The 18,861-nt window shown below is 71.0% G+C and carries 17 protein-coding genes; 11 read left to right on the forward strand and 6 right to left on the reverse strand.

Annotated elements, in window-relative coordinates; translation table 11 throughout:
• Positions 1-376: 376 nt before the first annotated feature.
• Positions 377-2,680, forward strand: coding sequence for a phosphoribosylformylglycinamidine synthase subunit PurL (gene purL / locus AL2_RS40310; RefSeq protein ID WP_067637119.1), 2,304 nt, complete (start codon positions 377-379; stop codon positions 2,678-2,680).
• 101 nt (positions 2,681-2,781) lie between these two features.
• The gene (locus tag AL2_RS23315; RefSeq protein WP_067636880.1) at positions 2,782-3,000 is read left to right on the forward strand and encodes a PLD nuclease N-terminal domain-containing protein; all 219 of its coding nucleotides are present in this window, start codon (positions 2,782-2,784) and stop codon (positions 2,998-3,000) included.
• 38 nt (positions 3,001-3,038) lie between these two features.
• On the opposite strand, the gene AL2_RS23320 is transcribed toward AL2_RS23315, so the two are convergent.
• The 3 genes from AL2_RS23320 to AL2_RS23330 form a co-directional block, all read right to left on the reverse strand.
• Positions 3,039-4,013: a coiled-coil domain-containing protein gene (locus AL2_RS23320; RefSeq protein WP_067636882.1), complete on the reverse strand. Its 975-nt coding sequence runs from the start codon at positions 4,011-4,013 to the stop codon at positions 3,039-3,041.
• A 186-nt stretch (positions 4,014-4,199) separates the two neighbouring features.
• On the reverse strand, positions 4,200-5,363 hold the full coding sequence (locus tag AL2_RS23325) for a S8 family peptidase (RefSeq protein ID WP_067636886.1): 1,164 nt from the start codon (positions 5,361-5,363) through the stop codon (positions 4,200-4,202).
• Between the two features lie 180 nt (positions 5,364-5,543).
• Positions 5,544-7,388, reverse strand: a complete 1,845-nt coding sequence (locus AL2_RS23330) for a serine/threonine protein kinase (protein WP_067636887.1) — start codon at positions 7,386-7,388, stop codon at positions 5,544-5,546.
• A gap of 182 nt (positions 7,389-7,570) precedes the next feature.
• Between AL2_RS23330 and AL2_RS23335 the strand changes: the two genes are divergently transcribed.
• The 4 genes from AL2_RS23335 (at position 7,571) to purM (ending at position 11,645) form a co-directional block, all read left to right on the forward strand.
• Entirely contained in the window at positions 7,571-8,014 is a 444-nt protein-coding gene (locus AL2_RS23335) for a sterol carrier family protein (RefSeq protein WP_067636888.1), read from the forward strand.
• A gap of 44 nt (positions 8,015-8,058) precedes the next feature.
• Positions 8,059-8,685, forward strand: coding sequence for a LamG domain-containing protein (locus tag AL2_RS23340; RefSeq protein WP_168444567.1), 627 nt, complete (start codon positions 8,059-8,061; stop codon positions 8,683-8,685).
• A gap of 483 nt (positions 8,686-9,168) precedes the next feature.
• Entirely contained in the window at positions 9,169-10,623 is a 1,455-nt protein-coding gene (gene purF / locus AL2_RS23345) for an amidophosphoribosyltransferase (protein WP_157438318.1), read from the forward strand.
• Entirely contained in the window at positions 10,620-11,645 is a 1,026-nt protein-coding gene (gene purM, locus AL2_RS23350; protein ID WP_067636891.1) for a phosphoribosylformylglycinamidine cyclo-ligase, read from the forward strand. The genes purF and purM overlap by 4 nt, the downstream gene beginning before the upstream one ends.
• Before the next feature lie 325 nt (positions 11,646-11,970).
• Here the strand turns inward: purM and AL2_RS23355 are convergent, their stop codons facing one another.
• Both AL2_RS23355 and AL2_RS23360 read right to left on the reverse strand, forming a co-directional pair.
• Complete coding sequence (locus tag AL2_RS23355; protein ID WP_067636893.1) at positions 11,971-12,177, reverse strand: DUF3073 domain-containing protein; 207 nt, start codon at positions 12,175-12,177, stop codon at positions 11,971-11,973.
• Between the two features lie 323 nt (positions 12,178-12,500).
• The gene (locus AL2_RS23360; RefSeq protein ID WP_067636895.1) at positions 12,501-13,583 is read right to left on the reverse strand and encodes a Leu/Phe/Val dehydrogenase; all 1,083 of its coding nucleotides are present in this window, start codon (positions 13,581-13,583) and stop codon (positions 12,501-12,503) included.
• Positions 13,584-13,665: 82 nt separating this feature from the next.
• Here AL2_RS23360 and AL2_RS23365 point away from each other — a divergent pair, with 82 nt between their 5' ends.
• Together AL2_RS23365 and bldC are read left to right on the forward strand one after the other, a co-directional pair.
• Positions 13,666-14,613: a DUF8083 family protein gene (locus AL2_RS23365; RefSeq protein WP_210747799.1), complete on the forward strand. Its 948-nt coding sequence runs from the start codon at positions 13,666-13,668 to the stop codon at positions 14,611-14,613.
• Positions 14,614-14,886: 273 nt separating this feature from the next.
• Positions 14,887-15,090: a developmental transcriptional regulator BldC gene (gene bldC / locus AL2_RS23370; RefSeq protein WP_012850682.1), complete on the forward strand. Its 204-nt coding sequence runs from the start codon at positions 14,887-14,889 to the stop codon at positions 15,088-15,090.
• A 243-nt stretch (positions 15,091-15,333) separates the two neighbouring features.
• On the opposite strand, the gene AL2_RS23375 is transcribed toward bldC, so the two are convergent.
• Entirely contained in the window at positions 15,334-16,023 is a 690-nt protein-coding gene (locus AL2_RS23375; RefSeq protein ID WP_245666863.1) for a TetR/AcrR family transcriptional regulator, read from the reverse strand.
• A gap of 275 nt (positions 16,024-16,298) precedes the next feature.
• On the opposite strand from AL2_RS23375, the gene AL2_RS23380 reads away from it, so the two are divergent.
• From AL2_RS23380 to AL2_RS23390, 3 genes are all read left to right on the forward strand, one after another.
• The gene (locus AL2_RS23380; protein ID WP_210747800.1) at positions 16,299-17,411 is read left to right on the forward strand and encodes a LacI family DNA-binding transcriptional regulator; all 1,113 of its coding nucleotides are present in this window, start codon (positions 16,299-16,301) and stop codon (positions 17,409-17,411) included.
• Positions 17,412-17,673: 262 nt separating this feature from the next.
• Positions 17,674-17,925 (forward strand): hypothetical protein, encoded by a 252-nt coding sequence (locus AL2_RS23385; RefSeq protein WP_210747801.1) that lies wholly within the window; start codon positions 17,674-17,676, stop codon positions 17,923-17,925.
• Between the two features lie 85 nt (positions 17,926-18,010).
• The gene (locus tag AL2_RS23390) at positions 18,011-18,838 is read left to right on the forward strand and encodes an N-acetylmuramoyl-L-alanine amidase (protein ID WP_245666864.1); all 828 of its coding nucleotides are present in this window, start codon (positions 18,011-18,013) and stop codon (positions 18,836-18,838) included.
• Positions 18,839-18,861: the final 23 nt, after the last annotated feature.

Here is an 18,861-nt window from a genome sequence, read left to right on the forward strand (position 1 = left end):
CACGAGCGGCCCGCAGCCCATCGTCGACCTGAACACCGGCCCGCTGGCGCGTCCGGAAGGTCCCGGCACGGGCCCGCAGCCCGCGATCGGCTCCGGTACCGGCCCGCAGCCCGCCGTCGGTTCCGGGACGGGTCCGCAGCCCGCGGTCGGGCCCGGTAGCGGCCCGCAGCCCGTCGTCAGCATGAACACCGGTCCGCTGGTGCCCGTGCGCGCCGAAGGCGCCGGGACGGGGCCTCAGCCTCGGATAGGCCGCGGCACCGGCCCGCAGCGGGCCGTGGGCCCGGGGACGGGCCCCCAGCCCGCGCTCGGCCCGGCCGCAGGGCCGACGGTCGAGACCGGAACCGGTCTGCAGCCCCTCGGGCGGGGGACCGGCCCGATGCCCGCGATCGAGACGTCCGGCCCGGCCGGGCACGGTACGGACACGGTCGCGATCGCCGCCGCGACCCCCGAGCGCCCGCAGCCGTACGCCGAACTGGGGATGAACGAGGACGAGTACCGGCGCGTCCGGCACATCCTCGGGCGTCGTCCCACGTCGGCGGAGCTGGCGATCTACTCGGTCATGTGGAGCGAGCACTGCTCCTACAAGAGCTCCAAGGTGCACCTGCGCCAGTTCGGCGACAAGGCCCCGAAGACCGACAAGCTGCTGGTCGGCATGGGGGAGAACGCCGGTGTCGTGGACATCGGCCAGGGTTGGGCGGTCACCTTCAAGGTGGAGTCGCACAACCACCCGTCCTATGTGGAGCCGTATCAGGGCGCCGCAACCGGCGTCGGCGGGATCGTCCGCGACATCATGTCGATGGGCGCGCGTCCCATCGCGGTCATGGACTCGCTCCGTTTCGGCCCGGCGGACGCCCCCGACACGCAGCGCGTCCTGCCCGGCGTGGTGGCCGGTGTGGGCGGCTACGGGAACTCCCTGGGCCTGCCCAACATCGGCGGTGAGACCGTCTTCGACGCCTGCTACGAGCAGAACCCGCTCGTGAACGCCCTGTGCGTCGGTGTGATGAAGCATGAGGACATCCAGCGTGCCGTGGCCCCCGGCCCCGGCAACAAGGTGATCCTGTTCGGCGCGCTGACCGGGCCGGACGGCATCGGCGGCGCGTCCGTCCTGGCCTCGGCGACGTTCGACGAGGAGTCGCACCAGAAGCGGCCGTCGGTCCAGGTGGGCGACCCGTTCATGGAGAAGCTGCTCATCGAGTGCTGCCTGGAGCTGTTCAGCGAGGACCTCGTGGTCGGCATCCAGGACCTCGGCGCCGCCGGGGTGTCCTGCGCGACGACGGAGCTGGCCGCGGCCGGCACCGGCGGCATGCACGTCGACCTCGACGACGTCCCGCTCCGCGACGCGACGCTCCTCCCCGAGGAGATCCTCATGAGCGAGTCGCAGGAGCGCATGATGGCGGTGGTCTCGCCCGGCAAGGTCGAGCGCTTCATGGAGATCTGCGGCCGCTGGGAGATCCCGGCGACGGTGATCGGGACGGTCACCGACACGCGCCGGCTGGTCATGACGTGGCGGGGCGAGACGATCGTCGACATCCCGCCGGTCACGGCCGTCGACGAGGGCCCGGTCTACAACCGCCCGCTGGAGCCGCCGCACGACCTCGGCGCCCTGCAGGCCGACACCCCCGGACGGCTCACCCGTCCGTCCAACGGCGACGAGCTGCGCCGGACGATGCTGTGGCTGGCCGGGTCCCCGAACCTCGCCAGCAAGACGTGGGTGACGTCGCAGTACGACCGGTACGTCCTGGGCAACACCGTCATGGCGATGCCGGAGAACGCGGGCGTCGTGCGGGTGGACGACGAGTCCGGGCTGGGCATCGCGCTCTCCCTGGACGGCAACGGCCGCTACACGCGCCTGGACCCGTACTCGGGCGCGCAGCTCGCGCTGAGCGAGGCGTACCGCAACGTCGCCGCCACCGGTGCGCGGCCCCTGGCCGTCACCAACTGCCTCAACTTCGGCTCCCCCGAGGACCCGGGCGTCATGTGGCAGTTCGCGCGCGCGGTGGAGGGCCTCGCGGACGGCTGCCAGTACCTGGGCATCCCGGTCACGGGCGGCAACGTCAGCTTCTACAACCAGACGGGGGAGACCCCGATCAACCCGACGCCGGTGATCGGCGTCCTCGGGGTCCACGACGACGTCCGCCGCCGGGTGAACATGTCGCTGACCAGCGACGGCGCCACGATCGCGCTGCTCGGCGAGACGCGCGAGGAGTTCGGCGGCTCCGAATGGGCGCACGTCGTCTACAACCACCTGGGCGGCCTGCCGCCGCTGGTCGACCTGAAGGCCGAGGCGGCGCTGGCGTCGGTGATGGTCAACGCCGTCCGCGACGGGCTGGTCACGGCCGTCCACGACCTGTCGGACGGCGGCCTGTCGCAGACGCTGGTGGAGTCGTGCCTGCGCGGCGGGCTCGGCGCCCGCATCACGCTGCCGGGCGACCCGTTCGTGGCGCTGTTCAGCGAGTCGGTGGCCCGCGCCATGCTGGTGGTCCGGCCCGGCGCCGAGGCGCGGCTGGCTGCGCTGTGCGAGTCCGCGGGCGTCCCGGTCACCCAGATCGGCGTGGCGGGCGGCGACGCGCTCCACGTGACCGGACGCGGCCCCGAAGGCGACCAGCAGGAGCTGTTCAGCATCGGCCTGTCCGAGCTCCGCGAGGCGCACGAGCGCATGCTCCCCAGCTACGCGGACTGACCGGCCGGCAGACGAGAAGGGGCGCTCCCGAACCCGGGGGCGCCCCTATCGCGTCCATCGGGTCCGTCTAGCCTGAGAGGGCAACCGGTGGAGGGGGAGGCATGGTGGGTTCCAAGCGCTGGTCCGAACTCAGCCGAGGGGAACGCCTGTGCATCGCGGGCGCCGCGACGGTGCAGCTGTCGCTGCTGGCCTCCGCGCTCGCCGACCTTCAGCGCCGTCCGAGCGATCAGGTCAAGGGATCCAAGCGGCTGTGGCGGATGCTCGCCTTCGTCAACTTCGTGGGCCCGATCTCGTACTTCCTCTTCGGCCGCAGGAAGTAGGGCACGCCGTCGACCCCCCCTGACGCCCTCGGCCCGCCCTAGAAGACCGAGACGTGGACGTGGTCGTAGTGGTTGGCGGTCACGCCGCCGCGGTTCTCCATCGCGCGCCAGCCGGGGCTGCGCATGTCGTAGATGCGCTGGCGCCAGATGACGTACTTGATGCCGAGGGCGCTCGCGTGGGAGATGGCGTACTCGGCGGTCCGGTCGCCGAGGGCCCTGGCGCTGCCGCTCGCCATCACGCCGCCGGTCGTCACCATGAAGTCGCAGGCGTGGCCGGTGCCGTGGTCCTGCGGGTCACCGGTGTGCCGGACGCAGCCGATCGTGGGGAACGGCCCCATCTCCAGGTCGAGGGTGTTCTTGACCTTGAGCATGCGGGGGGTGACGCCGCCCATGCCGATGCTCGGCGACTCGGGCTTGTACTTCTTGACCAGCTGCTGGATCTGGGCCTTGCGGCTCTGCAGGTCCTTGATCTCCTTCTTCAGCTCCGTCATCTTCTGCTGGGCCTTCTTGCGGGCCGCGAGCTGGTCGTCGACGAGCTTCTGGATCTGCGCCACCTTCGTCGCCTTGTTCTGCGCGAGGTGACTGACCAGGGTGGCGTTGCTGAGCAGGTCCGACGGGTCGTTGTCGGCCAGGAAGGTGACAGTGGGGTCCTCCCCGCCGGTCATGTACTGGTTCGCGGCGATCTGGGCGACGAGGTTGCGCGCCTCGACGAGGTCCTTCTGCAGGTCGTTGGACTTGCTCAGCGCCTTCTGGGCGGCGTACTGGGCGTCCTTCAGCTTGGCGAGGTCGCCGCCGTACGCCTGGTCGAGCTTCTCGATCTGGCGGTTCAGCTTGCTGAACTTGGCGCTGTCGCCCGGGTCCATGGGGGCGGACGCGGGCGGCGCCGCGTTCGCTGTCGGGGTGGCGGTGCCCATCAGCGGCAGCGCGACGGCGATGACCGCGAGAGCCGTGGCGGCGCGTCGTCCACCTCGCCGGCGCTCGGTGGGCCGACAGGTGGAGGCGGGGGACTCCACGTGTTCTCCTCTCGTCATGGCCGTAGGTACGTCGTTCGTTGTACGGAGGACCGGGGGCCTGAAGGTCAATGAGCGCTGAAGAAGTCCGGCCTCGCCAAGGTTAGACCCACGGGCCTGGTGGGACGGCTTGGTACGCGAGAAGCCCGGCCCCCTTGCTGGGAGCCGGGCCATCTTACGTGACAGGTCTCACAGCGTGCCCTTGTAGAGCAGCCGGTTGGCCTGCGAGCGCAGCCGGTGGAGGCTGTGCGTGGAGTTGTCGTTCAGCCACTTCTGCACCGTCGGGAACGTGGCCGTCTTGTGGGTGGACAGGTAGAGCGCCGCGACACCGCTCACGTAGGGGGTCGCCATGGACGTCCCGCTGAGCTTCTCGGCGCCGCCCCCGGGCCAGGTGGACCAGATGCCGTAGCCGGGCGCGTTGATGTCGACGCACTTGCCCCAGTTGGACCACGTCGCGCGGTTGTCGTAGGTGGTCGTCGCGCCGACCGCCATGACCCAGCCCGCGCTGGACGGCGAGTAATTGCAGGCGTCCCTGTTGTCGTTGCCCGCGGCCACGGACACGAACACACCGGACTTCGACAGGTTCGTCACGGCCGTGTTCAGCGCCGAGGACTTCGGCCCGCCGAGCGACAGGTTCGCGACGGCCGGCTTGGCGGCGTTGGCGCGCAGCCAGTTGACGGCGGCGATCACGTCCGACACTGAGCCGGAGCCGTCGCAGTCGAGGACGCGCAGCGCCCGCAGGTTCACGCCCTTGGCGGCGCCGTAGGTCTTGGAGCCGATGATGCCCGCGACGTGGGTGCCGTGGCCATTGCAGTCGCTGCCGTCGCCGCCGAACCGGCTCGCCGCCCAGGCGACGGAGGCGCGGCCGCCGAAGTCGCTGTGGGTGACGTCGATGCCGGTGTCGATGATGTAGGCGTTGACGCCGCTTCCGGTCGACTTGTAGTAGTAGCTCTTCGAGAGAGTCCTGGACCGCTGGTCGATCCGGTCCAGACCCCAGGGCAGGGGGTACTTCTGGGTCGTGTTCGCCTTGACGACCTGGTCCTGCTCGATCGCGGCGACACGGTGGTCGTTGCGCAGCTTGTTCAGCTGGTCGCCGCTCAGCTTGGCGGCGAAGCCGTTCAGCACGCCGTCGAAGCGCTTGACGCCCGCGGCCTTGACGTTCTTCGCGGCGGCGTCGGCGGACGCTCCGGGCTTCAGCGTGACGATGTACTGGCCGGGCACGGGAGTGCCTTCCGCCGCCGTCACCTTCACCCGCGACGAGGAGTCGTCGGCGAGCACGGGGAGCGTCGCGGCGGCGCCCAGGCACGTCGCGACCGCGCCGGCCAGCAGCAGCCTTCGGTGGACAGCCCGCAAGGCCTCTCCTTCTGCAGGGGGGACCACTCGCGGCGGGCCCCGTCACATGATCGATGATCTCGACCGAGGAGAAACTTTAGCGGAACTGTCCTGATTTGAGGTGACAAATTGGACGTGATGCCAGATGTGGCTTTCCTGTTGCCAAAACGAGTCCGCTTCCGGACGAGCGCCGGCCGGGGGTCAGCCGCGGCTCAGCCTGCCTCCGTAGCCGAGGCTCGTGCCCGGCCTGCTCCACGTGTACTGCAGCGTCCCGTCCGGCTGCCGGGTGATCTCGACGACCCCGCTCGTGCACGGCTTGCCGACGGCGAGGTTCATCTTCAGCGCGCTCTCCGTGCCCCTGGTCAGCGTCAGCGTGCCGCTGCACCCCTCACGCGGATACACCGCGCGCGCCGTGGTGCCGCCCGCCTCGAACGTGACCTCCGCGGGGAAGGACACGTTGCGGTTGGTGTTGACCAGATTGCCCTTCCAAGTCCCCGCGAAAGAAGCGGGGATCGTGGTCACCGGACGGTTGTTGGACGCGTTCGTGCTGTCCGGAGGGGGCCCGTTGTCGTCCTTGAGTTGGGGCCACAACACCAGCGCGATGATGGCGACACCGACACCGACACCGATGAACAGTGAAAGTGCGACACCGAGCACATGGTTGCTGGGGCGCCGCATCCGCCCGACGGAGGACAGCGGTGAGGAACGACGCTCGCCGCCGTCCCGCCCATGGCCGAGACCAGGGATGAGGTTCTCCGAGATGTTCGGGTGGTCGTGCAGGCCGACCGCGTCGAACGTGGCCGTCGGGTCGGGACCCACCGCGTCGAACGTGGCCGTGGGGTCGGGACCCACTGGGTCGAACGTCGCCGTCGCGTCGTGGCCGACGGCGCCGAACGTCGTGGTCGCCTCGAAGGCCGCCGGGTCCAGATCGGCCGCGAGCGGCTCCGGTTCGGGCGCGGGCTCGCGGCGGGGCCGGCGGGTGCGCGAGAGCTTCCCGAGGAGGGGGAGCGGCGGCGACGGGGCCCCGTGCGCCGGTCCCGGCGGGCGCGGCGGCATGAGCGGTGCGGCCGGCGGGACGCCCTCCGCCATGGGACGCGCCGGGGCCCCCATGGGAGGCCGTGGCGGCGGCACGTTCGGGGGCACGTTCGGGGGTACGTTCGGCTGGGTGGCCCGGCCTGCGGCCAGGGCGCGTCCCTCTTCCACCATCGAAGGCGGGATGCGGCCGGGGAGCGGGCTGTCCGCCCCCAGGAGCCGCTCAAGAAGCTGCGGTGCCGTAGGACGCTCAGCAGGGTTCTTGGCGAGAGCGCTCGCCAGTACGTCGCGGAGTGCATCCGGGACGGCCGACAGGTCCGCCTGGTCGTAGACGATGCGCTGCATCACCTCGTGCGGCGAACCCTGCCCGAACGGCGGCTTGCCCGTGGCGGCGAACACGAGGGTCGACGCCCAGGCGAACACGTCCGCGGCCGGGCCGATGCCCATCCCGCTCAGCTGTTCCGGGGCCTTGTAGGACGGGTCCTCGGTGATGTGCCCGGTGAAGGCGACGTTCACCGCCTCCAAAGCGCGCGCGATGCCGAAGTCGCTCATCCTCGGCCCGTCCCGTCCCAGGAGGACGTTCCCGGGCTTCAGGCTGTGATGAAGCGCACCCGCCCGATGGACGGCCGCGAGCGCCACCGCCATACCGACGGCCACCCGCTCGACGACGGCGCCGCCGCGCGGGCCCTCCTCGTCCACGAGCTGCTGGAGGGACGGGCCGTCCACCCATTCGCTCACCACGTAGGGGCGGTCGCCGTCCACATCGGCGGCCCGGATCGCCGCCGTGCAGAACCCGGAGATCTTCCGGGCGGAGGAGAACGCGCCGGTGAACCGGGACCTGGCGACGGGCTCGCCGCTGAGCCGCACGTGCAGGACCTTCACGGCGACGTGGCCGCCGGCCGGGTCCCTGCCGAGGAAGACGGCGCCCTGCTCACCGACGCCGAGCCGGCCCGTGATCTCGAACGAGCCGAGTCTCAGCGGGTCACCCGGCTGCAGAGGCAGCGCCTCGGGCATCTGACGAACCTCCGTGTCCTCCGGGGACGCGTCCCCGGCTCCCCGTTCAACTCGCTTCCCCAAGCCTGGCACCGGGGTCCTTTGTACCGCTTACGCGCACTGTCCGTGGGGGGTCGCCCCCGCACCCCCGGTTCGCTGTCGCTCATCCGTCCACGGTGGCCGACCGGGTAGCTTCATTCGCGATGCCGCGAACTCCGCTTTCTCTCGCTGTACTGAACGAGCAGCGGGCCCTGCTGGGCCTGCCGCCCCACACGGGTCCGGACGAGCCCGCCGCGCTTCGTCGCGCGGCCCTGGACACCGTCCTCGCCTCGGCCGAGGCAGGAGGCGCCGAACCGTCCCGTCCGGTGGTCAAGGGGGCGGTGCGGTTCCTGCTCGACCGGCTCGCCGAGTTGGCGCCCGGTCGTTCGGTGGAGGTCAGGGTCCCTCCGCACGCCGCCGTTCAGTGCATCGACGGCCCGCACCATACCCGTGGAACGCCACCCAATGTGGTGGAGATGGGCGCCGCAGCCTGGATCGCGCTGGCCACGGGCCGGTTGTCCTGGGCGGACGCGGTCGCGGACGGACGGATACGGGCCAGCGGCGCGCGCGCGGACCTGTCGGGATATCTTCCCCTGCCCATCGACTGAGACGCCGCCGTGCGGGAGTATCCGCCTTGCTGGAGGTGATCCCCGTGTTGATCGCGCATTGGACGTTCGACGTCGACACCGTGGAAGGCCGCAGGGTCGCGGAGGCGACCGGCGCCGGACCCGCGGCCGAACTGGACGAGACCGCCGGGATCGTCCCCGGCCGGGACGGAGAGGCGCTGTCGCTCAACGGTGGCGACCGTGCCGTGATCCCCGCCACCCCCCAGCTCGTCCTTAGCCAGGTGTTCGGGTTCAGCCTGGCGTTCTTCGTCCAGGTCACCGAGCCGCCGACCGGGGAGTGGCGCAGCCTCGTCTACAAGCCGGTCGCGGAGGACGACGCCCGCGGCCTCGGCCTGTGGCTGTATCCGGACGCGATGAGGCTGCGCGTCCAGTTGTTCACCGTCAAGGGACCGGACTACGTCGACAGCCGTACAAGGCTGGCGCTGGGGGAATGGGCCCATGTCGCCTTCGCGGTGAACACCCAGGGGATGTGCCTCTACGTCAACGGCAAGCTGGATGTCACCGTCCCGCTGGAACACCCCGTCGTCACACCGGCCGGCCCCATCTACCTGGGCAGCGAACCCACCAAGCCCGGGTTCGGCGGGCTCATGGACGACTTCCGCGTGTACGCGTCGCCGCTCAACGAGGAAGCCGTCCGCGCGCTGTCGGAGTGACCCTGCGCGAACGGGAACTCGCGTTCGACGCAGCCCCTGCGCGACGCCTCATCCGGGTACCGCGCCTCGTCCCCGCAACGCGCGGCCTTGCTCAGCAGCCAGAAGAGCGACCCCGCGCCAATGGCGAGGGCAAGGGCGGAACAGACGACCCCCACGACGGCGGGTCGCCGGTCAGGGTCGCGCCGTACGAGGGCGACCGTCCCCATGACGAGACCGGCGAGTGCGGGGATCACACCCAGCAGGCAGAGCACGAGCCCCGCCAGCCCGGTGATTCCGAGCACCTGCGAGGCCCTCGCCAGACCGCTCCGCCGGGGCGGCGCGGGCGGCGCGTAGGTCTCGTACCCGGGCAGCGTCATGTGTCCCTCCACGTGTCGTCCCTCAGATTCCCCCGCACCCCGTGATGCCTGTGGTTCGGGGGAGTAAAGGTCCGTTAAGACATGCCACCGATCGGAGCAGGTGAACCGGGCATCTAGACTGATAGGCGTGCCTCTCCGTGACGGACGTCTGAGCCACGACATCGATCCTTCCGACCGCGCCCCACAGGACGCGTGCGGGGTCTTCGGCGTCTGGGTCCCTGCCGACCAGGCGTCGCAGGCCGAGGTGAGCAAGCTCACCTACTACGGCCTCTACGCGCTCCAGCACCGCGGCCAGGAGTCGGCGGGAATCGCCGTCAGCGACGGCTCCCGCATCGTCGTGTTCAAGGACATGGGCCTCGTCGCACAGGTCTTCAACGAGTCCGTGCTGAACACGCTGCGCGGCCATATCGCCGTCGGCCACTGCCGCTACTCAACGACGGGTTCGCCCACCTGGGAGAACGCTCAGCCCACGTTCCGGTCGACGGAAGCGGGCGGGCTGGCGCTCACCCACAACGGCAACCTCATCAACACGCCGGAGCTGGCCGCGCGGCTGGAACCGGGCGTGCTGACCGCCACGTCCGACACCGAGGTCCTCACGGCGCTGTTCGCGTACCACGGCGAGGGCGGCCCCATGGCGGCCGCCCGGGAGATCCTCCCGGCCACGCGCGGCGCGTACTCCCTGGTCTTCATGGACGAGGGCACGCTGTACGCGGCCCGCGACCCGGAGGGCGTCCGGCCGCTCGTCCTCGGCGCCCTGGAGGCCGGCGGCTGGGTGGTGGCGTCCGAGACGGCCGGGCTCGACATCGTCGGCGCCCGCTTCGTCCGGGAGATCGAGCCGGGCGAGCTGGTCGCGATCGACGGCGACGGCGTGCGGTCCGAGCGGTTCGCCGAGCCGCGCCCCAAGGGCTGCCTGTTCGAGTACGTCTACCTCGCGCGGCCCGACACGACCATCGCCGGGCGCAGCGTCCAGGCCACCCGCGTCGAGGTGGGGCGCCGGCTGGCCCGCGAGCACCCGGTCGAGGCCGACATGGTCATCCCGACGCCCGAGTCGGGCACCCCGGCGGCGATCGGCTACGCGGAGGCGTCCGGGATCCCCTACGGCCAGGGCCTGGTGAAGAACTCCTACGTCGGGCGGACGTTCATCCAGCCGTCCCAGACGATCCGGCAGCTCGGCATCCGGCTCAAGCTGAACCCGCTGCGCGAGGCGATCGAGGGCAAGCGGCTGGTCGTGGTGGACGACTCCATCGTGCGTGGCAACACCCAGCGCGCGATCGTGTCGATGCTGCGGGACGCGGGCGCCGCCGAGGTGCACGTGCGCATCTCCAGCCCGCCCGTCTCCTGGCCGTGCTTCTACGGCATCGACTTCGCGACCCGTGCGGAGCTGATCGCGGGGAACCTCGCCGTGGAGGAGATCCGCGACTCCATCGGCGCCGACACGCTCGGCTTCGTCTCCCTGGACGAGCTCATCTCCGCCACGCAGATCGCCAAGGACAACCTGTGCCGGGCGTGCTTCGACGGCATCTACCCCATCCCGGTGGACCAGGACGCCCGCGGCAAGCATCTGCTGGAGGTCGGCCGGTGACGTCCTATGAGGCCGCCGGTGTCGACATCGCGGCGGGTGAGCGCGCCGTCGAACTGATGAAGTCCCGTGTGGCTCGCTCACGGCGCCCAGAGGTCGTCGACGACGTCAGCGGCTTCGCGGGCCTGTTCGACGTGTCCGCCCTGCTGACGTACAAGCGCCCCCTGCTCGCCACGTCCACGGACGGCGTCGGTACCAAGGTCGACTTGGCGCGACGTCTCGGCATCTACGACACGGTCGGGCACGACCTGGTCGGCATGGTGATCGACGACCTTGCCGTGTGCGGGGCCGAGCCGCTGTTCATGACCGACTACATCGCCTGCGGCAAGGTCGTCCCGGAGCGGATCGCCGACATCGTCGGCGGGATCGCGGACGCCTGCGCCCTGGCCGGATGCGCCCTCATCGGCGGCGAGACGGCCGAGCACCCCGGCCTCCTGGAGGCGGACGAGTTCGACCTCGCGGGCGCGGGGACGGGTGTCGTGGAGGCCGACGAGATCCTCGGCCCGGAGCGCGTCCAGGTGGGGGACGTCGTGCTCGCCATGGCGTCGTCCGGCATCCACTCGAACGGGTACTCGCTCGTCCGGCACATCCTGGCCACGACCGACCTCACGTTGGAGTCCGCGCCCGCCGAACTTGACCGTCCGCTGGGTGAGGAACTTCTCACCCCCACGCGCATCTACGCCAGGGACTGCCTGGCACTGACCCGGGCCGGCGGGGTGCGCGCCTTCGCGCACGTCACGGGCGGCGGGCTGGCGGCGAACCTGGCCCGCTCCCTGCCGGCGACCATGGACGCCGTCCTGGACCGCTCGTCGTGGGAGGTGCCGCCGCTGTTCCGCGTCCTGCAGGCGCACGGCGGCGTGCCGCAGCCCGAGATGGACAAGACGTTCAACCTGGGCGTCGGGATGGCCGCGATCGTGAGCCCGGACGCGGCCGACGCTGCACTCCGCCTGCTGACCTCCCGCGGCGTCCCCGCCTGGGTCCTCGGCGAGATCACCGAGGGCACCGGCCACGCCGCCTTCGCCTAGACCCAAGGACCCTAGACCCAAGGACTGGGACGGACGGCCCGGCGGAGTTCCGCAACCGCGATGTCCCGCAACCGTGATGAGCAGCAACCACGATGAAGCGGTGGCCCGGACGGGCGTGTGACGGGCTGAGAGGGGCCGTGAGCGCCTCTCAGCCCTCAGCTGTCACACGGCTGGCATGAGCCGCCGAAGGTGCCCCGTAGGCGCTCTCGGCGGCCGTCGGAAACCATGGCCCAACACACCCCCATTGAGGAAGAACCGCGGCGAACATGGAGAAGTCACGACAAACGCCACTGCCCGTAGCGGGCAGTGGCGCACTGTCTGCCGGTCAACCGGAGGTGCCGTCCTTGCGGGGCTCCGTGCCGTATTCATCGGCGTAGTCGGCGTACTTCTCGGCGAGCTCGTCGTACGAGTCGTCGCCGGAGTCCGGGACTCCCAGTTCATCCTTCAGGCGGTCGAGGTCCGTGTTGCCGGTGTTGTATTTGAGCTGCCGGGCAACCTTCACCTGCTTGGCCTTGGCTCGGCCGCGACCCATTGGCTCGACCCCCTCGATGGTCAGGGCTTTCGTGGGCCCATCAACGCGCGCGTGTACCACACGAACCGGTGCCTGATGAGCCATGCGTCAGTCACGGGTACAACCGTACCCGTTTTGCGCCTGGCTCGGTACATCGACGGTACGTGGCGGCGCCCCTGTTGCTGATAACAACAGTGTATCCGGTGGTCACGAGTACGCGCCTAGGCCGCCGTGGGACGGTCGTACGGTGCCCCACGGCGGCCCTTACAACGGTCTTGCAACGGTCTAAACGGGTCTAGGAACCTCACTGTCCGGACCCGCCGGACAGACCGGCGGAGCGGGTCTCAGAGGAGGATTCCGCGCAGCCTGCCGATCTCGGTCATCCGCCGCTCCGCGAGCCGGTCGGCCGCCACCGCCGGCGGGACGCCGTCGTCGGCGGCCAGCGCGAAGATCTTCCGGGTGGTGTCGTAGATCCCGGTGGCGCGGGCCTTGGCGCGGTCGAAGTTGAAGCCCTCGATCTCGTCCGCGACCTGGATCACCCCGCCGGAGTTCACCACGTAGTCGGGCGCGTACAGGACGCCGCGGTCGGCGAGGCCCTTCTCCACGCCCGTGTGGGCGAGCTGGTTGTTCGCGGCGCCGCAGACGACCTTGGCCCGCAGCACGGGCACGGTGTCGTCGTCGAGGGAGCCGCCGAGCGCGCACGGTGCGTACACGTCCAGATCCGCGCGGATCATGGCGTGCGCATCCGCGACGACCTCCACCTCGGGGTGCAGTGACCGGACCCGGTCTACGGCGGCCTCGTCCACGTCGCAGATCACGACGTCCGCGCCGTCCTCGCGCAGGTGCTCCACCAGCCGGTGGCCGACCTTCCCGACGCCCTCCACCCCGACCCGCTTGCCGCGCAGCGTGGGCGCGCCCCACACGGTCTCGGCGGCGGCGCGCATGCCCTGGAACACGCCGAACGCCGTGAGGATCGAGGAATCGCCGGCACCGCCGTGCGCGACCGTCCGCCCGGTGACGAAGCGGCACTCCCGCGCCACGACGTCCATGTCCTCGCTGAACGTGCCGACGTCGCACGCCGTGTAGTAGCGGCCGTTCAGCGACTGGACGAACCGTCCGTACGCCCTCAGCATCGCCTCGGACTTGTCGATGGCGGGGTCGCCGATGATGACGGCCTTGCCCCCGCCGAGGTCGAGCCCGGCCAAGGCGTTCTTGTAGGCCATCCCCCGGGACAGGTTCAGCACATCGGCGAGTGCCTCTTCCTCGGAGTCGTACGGGAAGAAGCGGGTTCCCCCCAGGGACGGGCCGAGCGCGGTCGAGTAGATGGCGATGATGGCGCGCAGGCCGCTGGCCTCGTCCTGGCAGAAGACGACCTGCTCGTGTCGGGGTTCGGTGCCCTTGTGGGGCGCCCCGAAGACATTAGGCACGGTAGTGCCCTCCTCTCAGTCCTCTAGATCAGACTAGGGTGCCGGATGGCCCACGTCCGCCCCGATCTCGTGTAACGATGCGATGGTGCTTCCGTACGCCGCGTACCTACGGGTTTATGAACCGGTGACCGCCTTCCCGGAGCCCGCGCGGACCCTGTGGACGGTCTACGCCGATTCCAGGCGGCGCCCGCGGCGGATCCACGCGCTCGGTGTGGAACACCGCCATGCCGCGCTCAGGCTGACCGGGTCGCCGCCGGAGGTCGTCCCGGAGCGGGAGAGCAGGGACGCCTATGTGCGGCGCCTCGACGACATGATCTACATCTGCCCGTGGGCGACGCGGCTGCGCTCGTGGCTGGCCTTCGAGCGGTTCAGGAACGAGCACGCGGCCGGCGTCGCGGCCGCGTTCGTCCCGCCGCCGGTCGCGGAGCGGGCGATGAGCGGCTTCGAGCAGTGGAAGCGGGCCGGCCGGCCGCTGCGCCCGCACATCCTGACGAGCACCTGGCACGTCCCGCTGGACTGGTTCGTGCCGTTCGCGCGCGGCGAGCGGTGCCTGATGCTCGGCACGCCGGGGACCGGCTACCGCAAGTCCGACGAGGCGTCAGGGGCGTCCGGGGCGTCCGGGGCGTCCGAGGAGTTCGCGGGCCAGGGCCCTGCCACGGCCGCGCCCGCGCGGACGCTCATCTACCTCACCTCGATGGGCGAGGCGCGCCGCCGGGTGGCGGCGGCGCTCCCGGTGGTGCGCGAGAACCTCGGCGACGGGACGGAGGAGGTCTACCTCCTGTCGGCCGGACGGCTGGAGACGCTCGGCCGGTGGCTGGGCGAGTTCCATCCGCATGCCCTGGTGGAGCTCGACTACGGCGGGCTCGTCCACCTGCTGGACGACCGGGCCCTGCGCGCGGACGAGTCGGTCGCCGAGATGACCGTGGCCCTCACCGGGATGGAGCGCGGCGAGGTCGAGCTGACCGTGGCGATGTACAAGCGGCTGCTGGCCCGCTGGCGCCCGGTCCGGGCGCTCGAGGCGGCGAACTAAAACAAATTTCCCGAATCCGCGCGCGATACGACTATACGTGTCGCTAGAATCACGCAGCGTGACCCAGTCGCCGTCGCTCGGATGCGGCACCCCGCGAGTGCGGGGATGTTTGCACGCAACTACCGCCAGGAACTTGCTTGTTGCGCTGAGTGGTGGCAAGGTTACACGTTGTGATGTCATAGTGGCTCTTTCGGGCCATAGGGGACATCAGTGACCACGCGAGGATCAATCGCAGGATCGCTGTCATCGGTCCACGAAGGAGAGGCCGCAAACATGTCAGCACGTACGCCAGAGGCCGAGCCCCTGCTGACGCCGGCGGAGGTGGCGACGATGTTCCGCGTCGACCCCAAGACCGTCACGAGGTGGGCGAAAGCGGGAAAGCTCACGTCCATCCGGACGCTCGGGGGGCACCGCCGCTACCGCGAGGCGGAGGTGCGGGCACTGCTCGCGGGAATCCCGCAGCAGCGCTCGGAGTAACACGCACGTCAGGGGGACGGCCGGGAGGCCGCTGGGCGATCTCGCGCGCGAGGGCCGGCCCAGGGGCCTCCCGGACGAGCGGCCGGGGACCACGGTCATCCGAGAACCGTGGGTCCCGGGCCGGTCACCGTGCGGCCGGCATCCCGCCCGCGCACACGCGGGCGGGGTCTGGCCTGCACGGAATTTCGGACACCCTAGGCTCAATCGTCCACAATCGGACACCTGACCCGGCAGCCCCAGGGGTTACTTGCCCAACTCCTCCTGGGAGAGGCGGTCGAACAGGGCGCCGGTCCCCGGATCGTGGCGGCCGGCCGTCTGCATGATGGCCACGAGCTGGTCGACGAGCAGCCGCTCCAGCTCCGGCCGGGAGACGTCGCGGTTCTCCAGCCAGTCCAGGCCGGCGGTCTCCACGACGGCCATCCAGCTGCGGAGCGTGATGCGCAGGACGGGCGGCGGCACGCCCACGTCCAGCGAGTGCAGGATCCGGTCCAGCAGCAGCTGGCGGATGCCGTCGACGATCTCGCCGGCCTCGCCGGAGCGGTCGGCGGGACCGCCGCGCAGCAGCGCCGTGTAGCCCGCCGCGTGGCTCTCCACGAAGTCGAAGTACCGCTGCAGCGAGATGCGCAGGCGTTCGAGTGGCTTGCCCTCCGCGGGCGGATCCAGCAGCACCGACAGCTTCTTCGCCGCGCTGCCGAGCGCCGCGATGTACAGCTCGTACTTGCCGCCGAAGTAGTGGTAGACGAGTGCGCGGGAGGCGCCCGCCGCGGCCGCGACGTCATCGATCGAGATGTCCTCGGGCGAGCGCGCGCTGAACAACTGGAGCGCCGCGTCGATCAGCTCCTCGCGCCGCTCGTCGACGCTGAGCCTGCGCCGGCCTCGTCCGCCGCCCTGCCGGCTCCGCGCCTTGTCGCCGGCCACCGCACGTTCTGCCACGTGGGCAGCGTATCCGAGCCGGGCCCGCGGCAGCTCCCGCCGACCGGCGCGCAACCCGGCTTTTCACCGGGTCGTGATCATCCGCGGACACCGCTGTGATCCGGAACACCACAGGCCTGAACCACCATTCCCGGCTGCCCGTTACTCCCTGTTGCGACGGTTCGGGGGAAAGGCGCGGCATCATGGCATCTCCTCCCGAGCGGAGGACGGCGCGCCGGCTCCCCCGGCGGCGCGCCGTCGCGGCAGGTCCTGCAGGTCCCCCCGGACGGAGTGCCATGTCAGCTGATGAACCGAACCCCCCGTACGACAGGCAGGGAGAGGGCGCGGTGCCCCGGCCGCGCAGCGGCTCCTCGCCCGCCGGGCGCGACGAGGGGAGGTCGGTGCCCGCGCCGAAACCGACGATCCGCAACGTCGCCGAGCGCGCCGGAGTCTCCAAATCGCTCGTCTCACTGGTGATGCGGGGGTCGCCGCATGTGAGCGAGCGCCGGCGGCAGGCCGTCCTGCAGGCCGCCCGCGAGCTCGGCTACCGGCCGAACGCCGTCGCGCGCAGCCTGGTCGAGGGCCGTACCCGGCTGGTCGGCGCCATCGTCGCCGACCTGCACAACCCGTTCTTCGCCGAGTTCCTCGACGGGCTGCAGGAGAGCCTGCACGGCGCGGGCCTGCGGATGCTGGTCGGCAGCGGCCGCTGGGACCCGCTGTTCGAGGCGGAGGCGGTCGAGGCGTTCCTGGAGATGCGCGTGGACGGGCTGGTGCTGCTCAGCGTCGTCCCCGAGTCGCTCAAGGAGGCGGCCGCGAGCGTCCCGGTGGTGGTCGTCGGCGAGCGCGACGTGCACGGGGTGGACATCGTGGTGGACGACGACGAGCTCGGCGCGAGCCTGGCCGTCGACCACCTCGTCGAACACGGGCACCGCCGGATCGCCCACATCGAAGGCGCGCGCTCGACCACCGCCCACTACCGCCGCGCCGGCTACGAGAAGGCGATGCACCGGCACGGGCTCGCCGCCGAGATCGTCGTCGAGCCCGGCGACTTCACCGAGGACGGCGGCTACCGGGCCGCCGGTTCGCTGCTGCGCCGCGACGCCCGCCCCACCGCGATCTTCGCTCCCAACGACCTGGTCGCGACCGGCGCCCTCTCGGCCGCCGACGAACTCGGCATGCGGGTCCCCGCCGACCTGTCGATCGTCGGCTACGACAACACCCATCTCGCCGCGATCCGCCACATATCGCTGACCAGCGTGGATCAGCCGCGCCGCGACATGGGGCGGGTGGCCGCCGAACTGCTCACCGCGCGCATCGGCGACCCGTCCCGGCACGCCCGGCAGAACCTGGTCGTCCCGCACCTGGTGGTGCGCTCCACCACGGGGCCCGCTCCCGCGACTCCTCGCTAGCCCCGAATCCCGTCCCCCGCCGCATCTCGCTCCCGCACGTTCGTGCTCCCGCTGAGGCCGCGCCCGCTGGCCGGTTATGGCCGTGGTAGGGCGACGGTCCATCGTCCCCAGAACCGGTGTTGGCCGGGTAAGGGGCTGGCCAAGCCTGCCGCATTCGCCGGTCCCCGCCCCGGTGCCGGGTGGTTAATGGACTCACCGTCCGACGGGTGGACCCGGGCGGCCTCGGGGGAGGCCGCCCGGACGAGGCCACCGGGAGAGTCCTATGGGGGTTCAGCTCGTGCGTGATCCGGAACTGGTGTCGTGCGCGCAGCGCGCGGCGAGCGAATTGGAACAGGCGTGGTCGGAGTGGCGGCACGCGCGCGGCCTGGCCGAGCAGGTGTCGGAGTCCGTCGCCAGTTACGTGGCCCATTCGATCGACCACCCCTGGGGGCGGCCCCGCGTCGTCCTCGGCCTGGACGCGGACGAGGCGCGAGCCCTCGCGGCGCTGCTCGGCAGGGAGGACCCGCTCCGCTGATTTCCCGGACTTCATTTGACGAACTCGTGCGGCCGGGCAAACTGTCAGGGTCCCGGTAACGAAGTCATCACGGAGGAAGCGGCCTGTGCGAATCCATCGAGGCGGCCCGCTGGTCGCCGGTCTCGCGCTGTGCCTCGGCGTGCTCACCGCGTGCAACGACTCCTCGGGCCCGTCCGGCGGCGACACCGCGGCGCCGCCCACGGCCAACGCGCCGTCGTCGGCCGAGCAGAGCCCGGCGTCCGCGAAGGACGACGCCTCGTCGCTGGACGGCAAGGTCATCGTCATCGACCCCGGACACAACGGCGGGAACGCCGACCACCCGTCCGAGATCAACAAGCAGGTCAAGATCGGCAACGGCAGCAAGGCGTGCGACACGACCGGCACCGAGACCGGCGCCGGCTACGCCGAGCACGCCTTCACCTGGGACGTCTCCAACCGGCTCGCCAAGATCCTGCGGGCACGCGGCGCCAAGGTCGCGCTGACCCGCAAGGACGACAAGGGCGTCGGCCCCTGCATCACCGAGCGCGCCGCCCTCGGCAACGAGCTCAAGGCCGACGCCGCCCTCTCCATCCACGCCGACGGCGCCGCCGCGTCCGGCCACGGCTTCCACATCATCGAGCCGATCTCCATCGGCCGGAACGCCGACATGGTGTCCGGTTCCGCCAAGCTCGGCCAGGCGCTCCGCGACGCCTACCGCGAGGGCACCGGCATCCCGTACTCCAACTACCTCGGCAAGAACGCCATCGACCGCCGCGACGACCTGGGCGGCCTCAACATGTCGAAGGTCCCCAAGGTCTTCATCGAGTGCGGCAACATGCAGAACAAGTCCGACGCGGCCAAGCTCTCCAGCGCCTCGTTCCGGCAGCGCATAGCCGACTCCCTGGCCAAGGGCTTCGAGCGGTATCTGGCGTAGTCCGCCGGGTGGAGGATGGGCGG

It is taken from the genome of Actinomadura latina NBRC 106108, from assembly GCF_001552195.1.
In the GTDB taxonomy this organism is placed as follows: Bacteria; Actinomycetota; Actinomycetes; order Streptosporangiales; family Streptosporangiaceae; genus Spirillospora; species Spirillospora latina.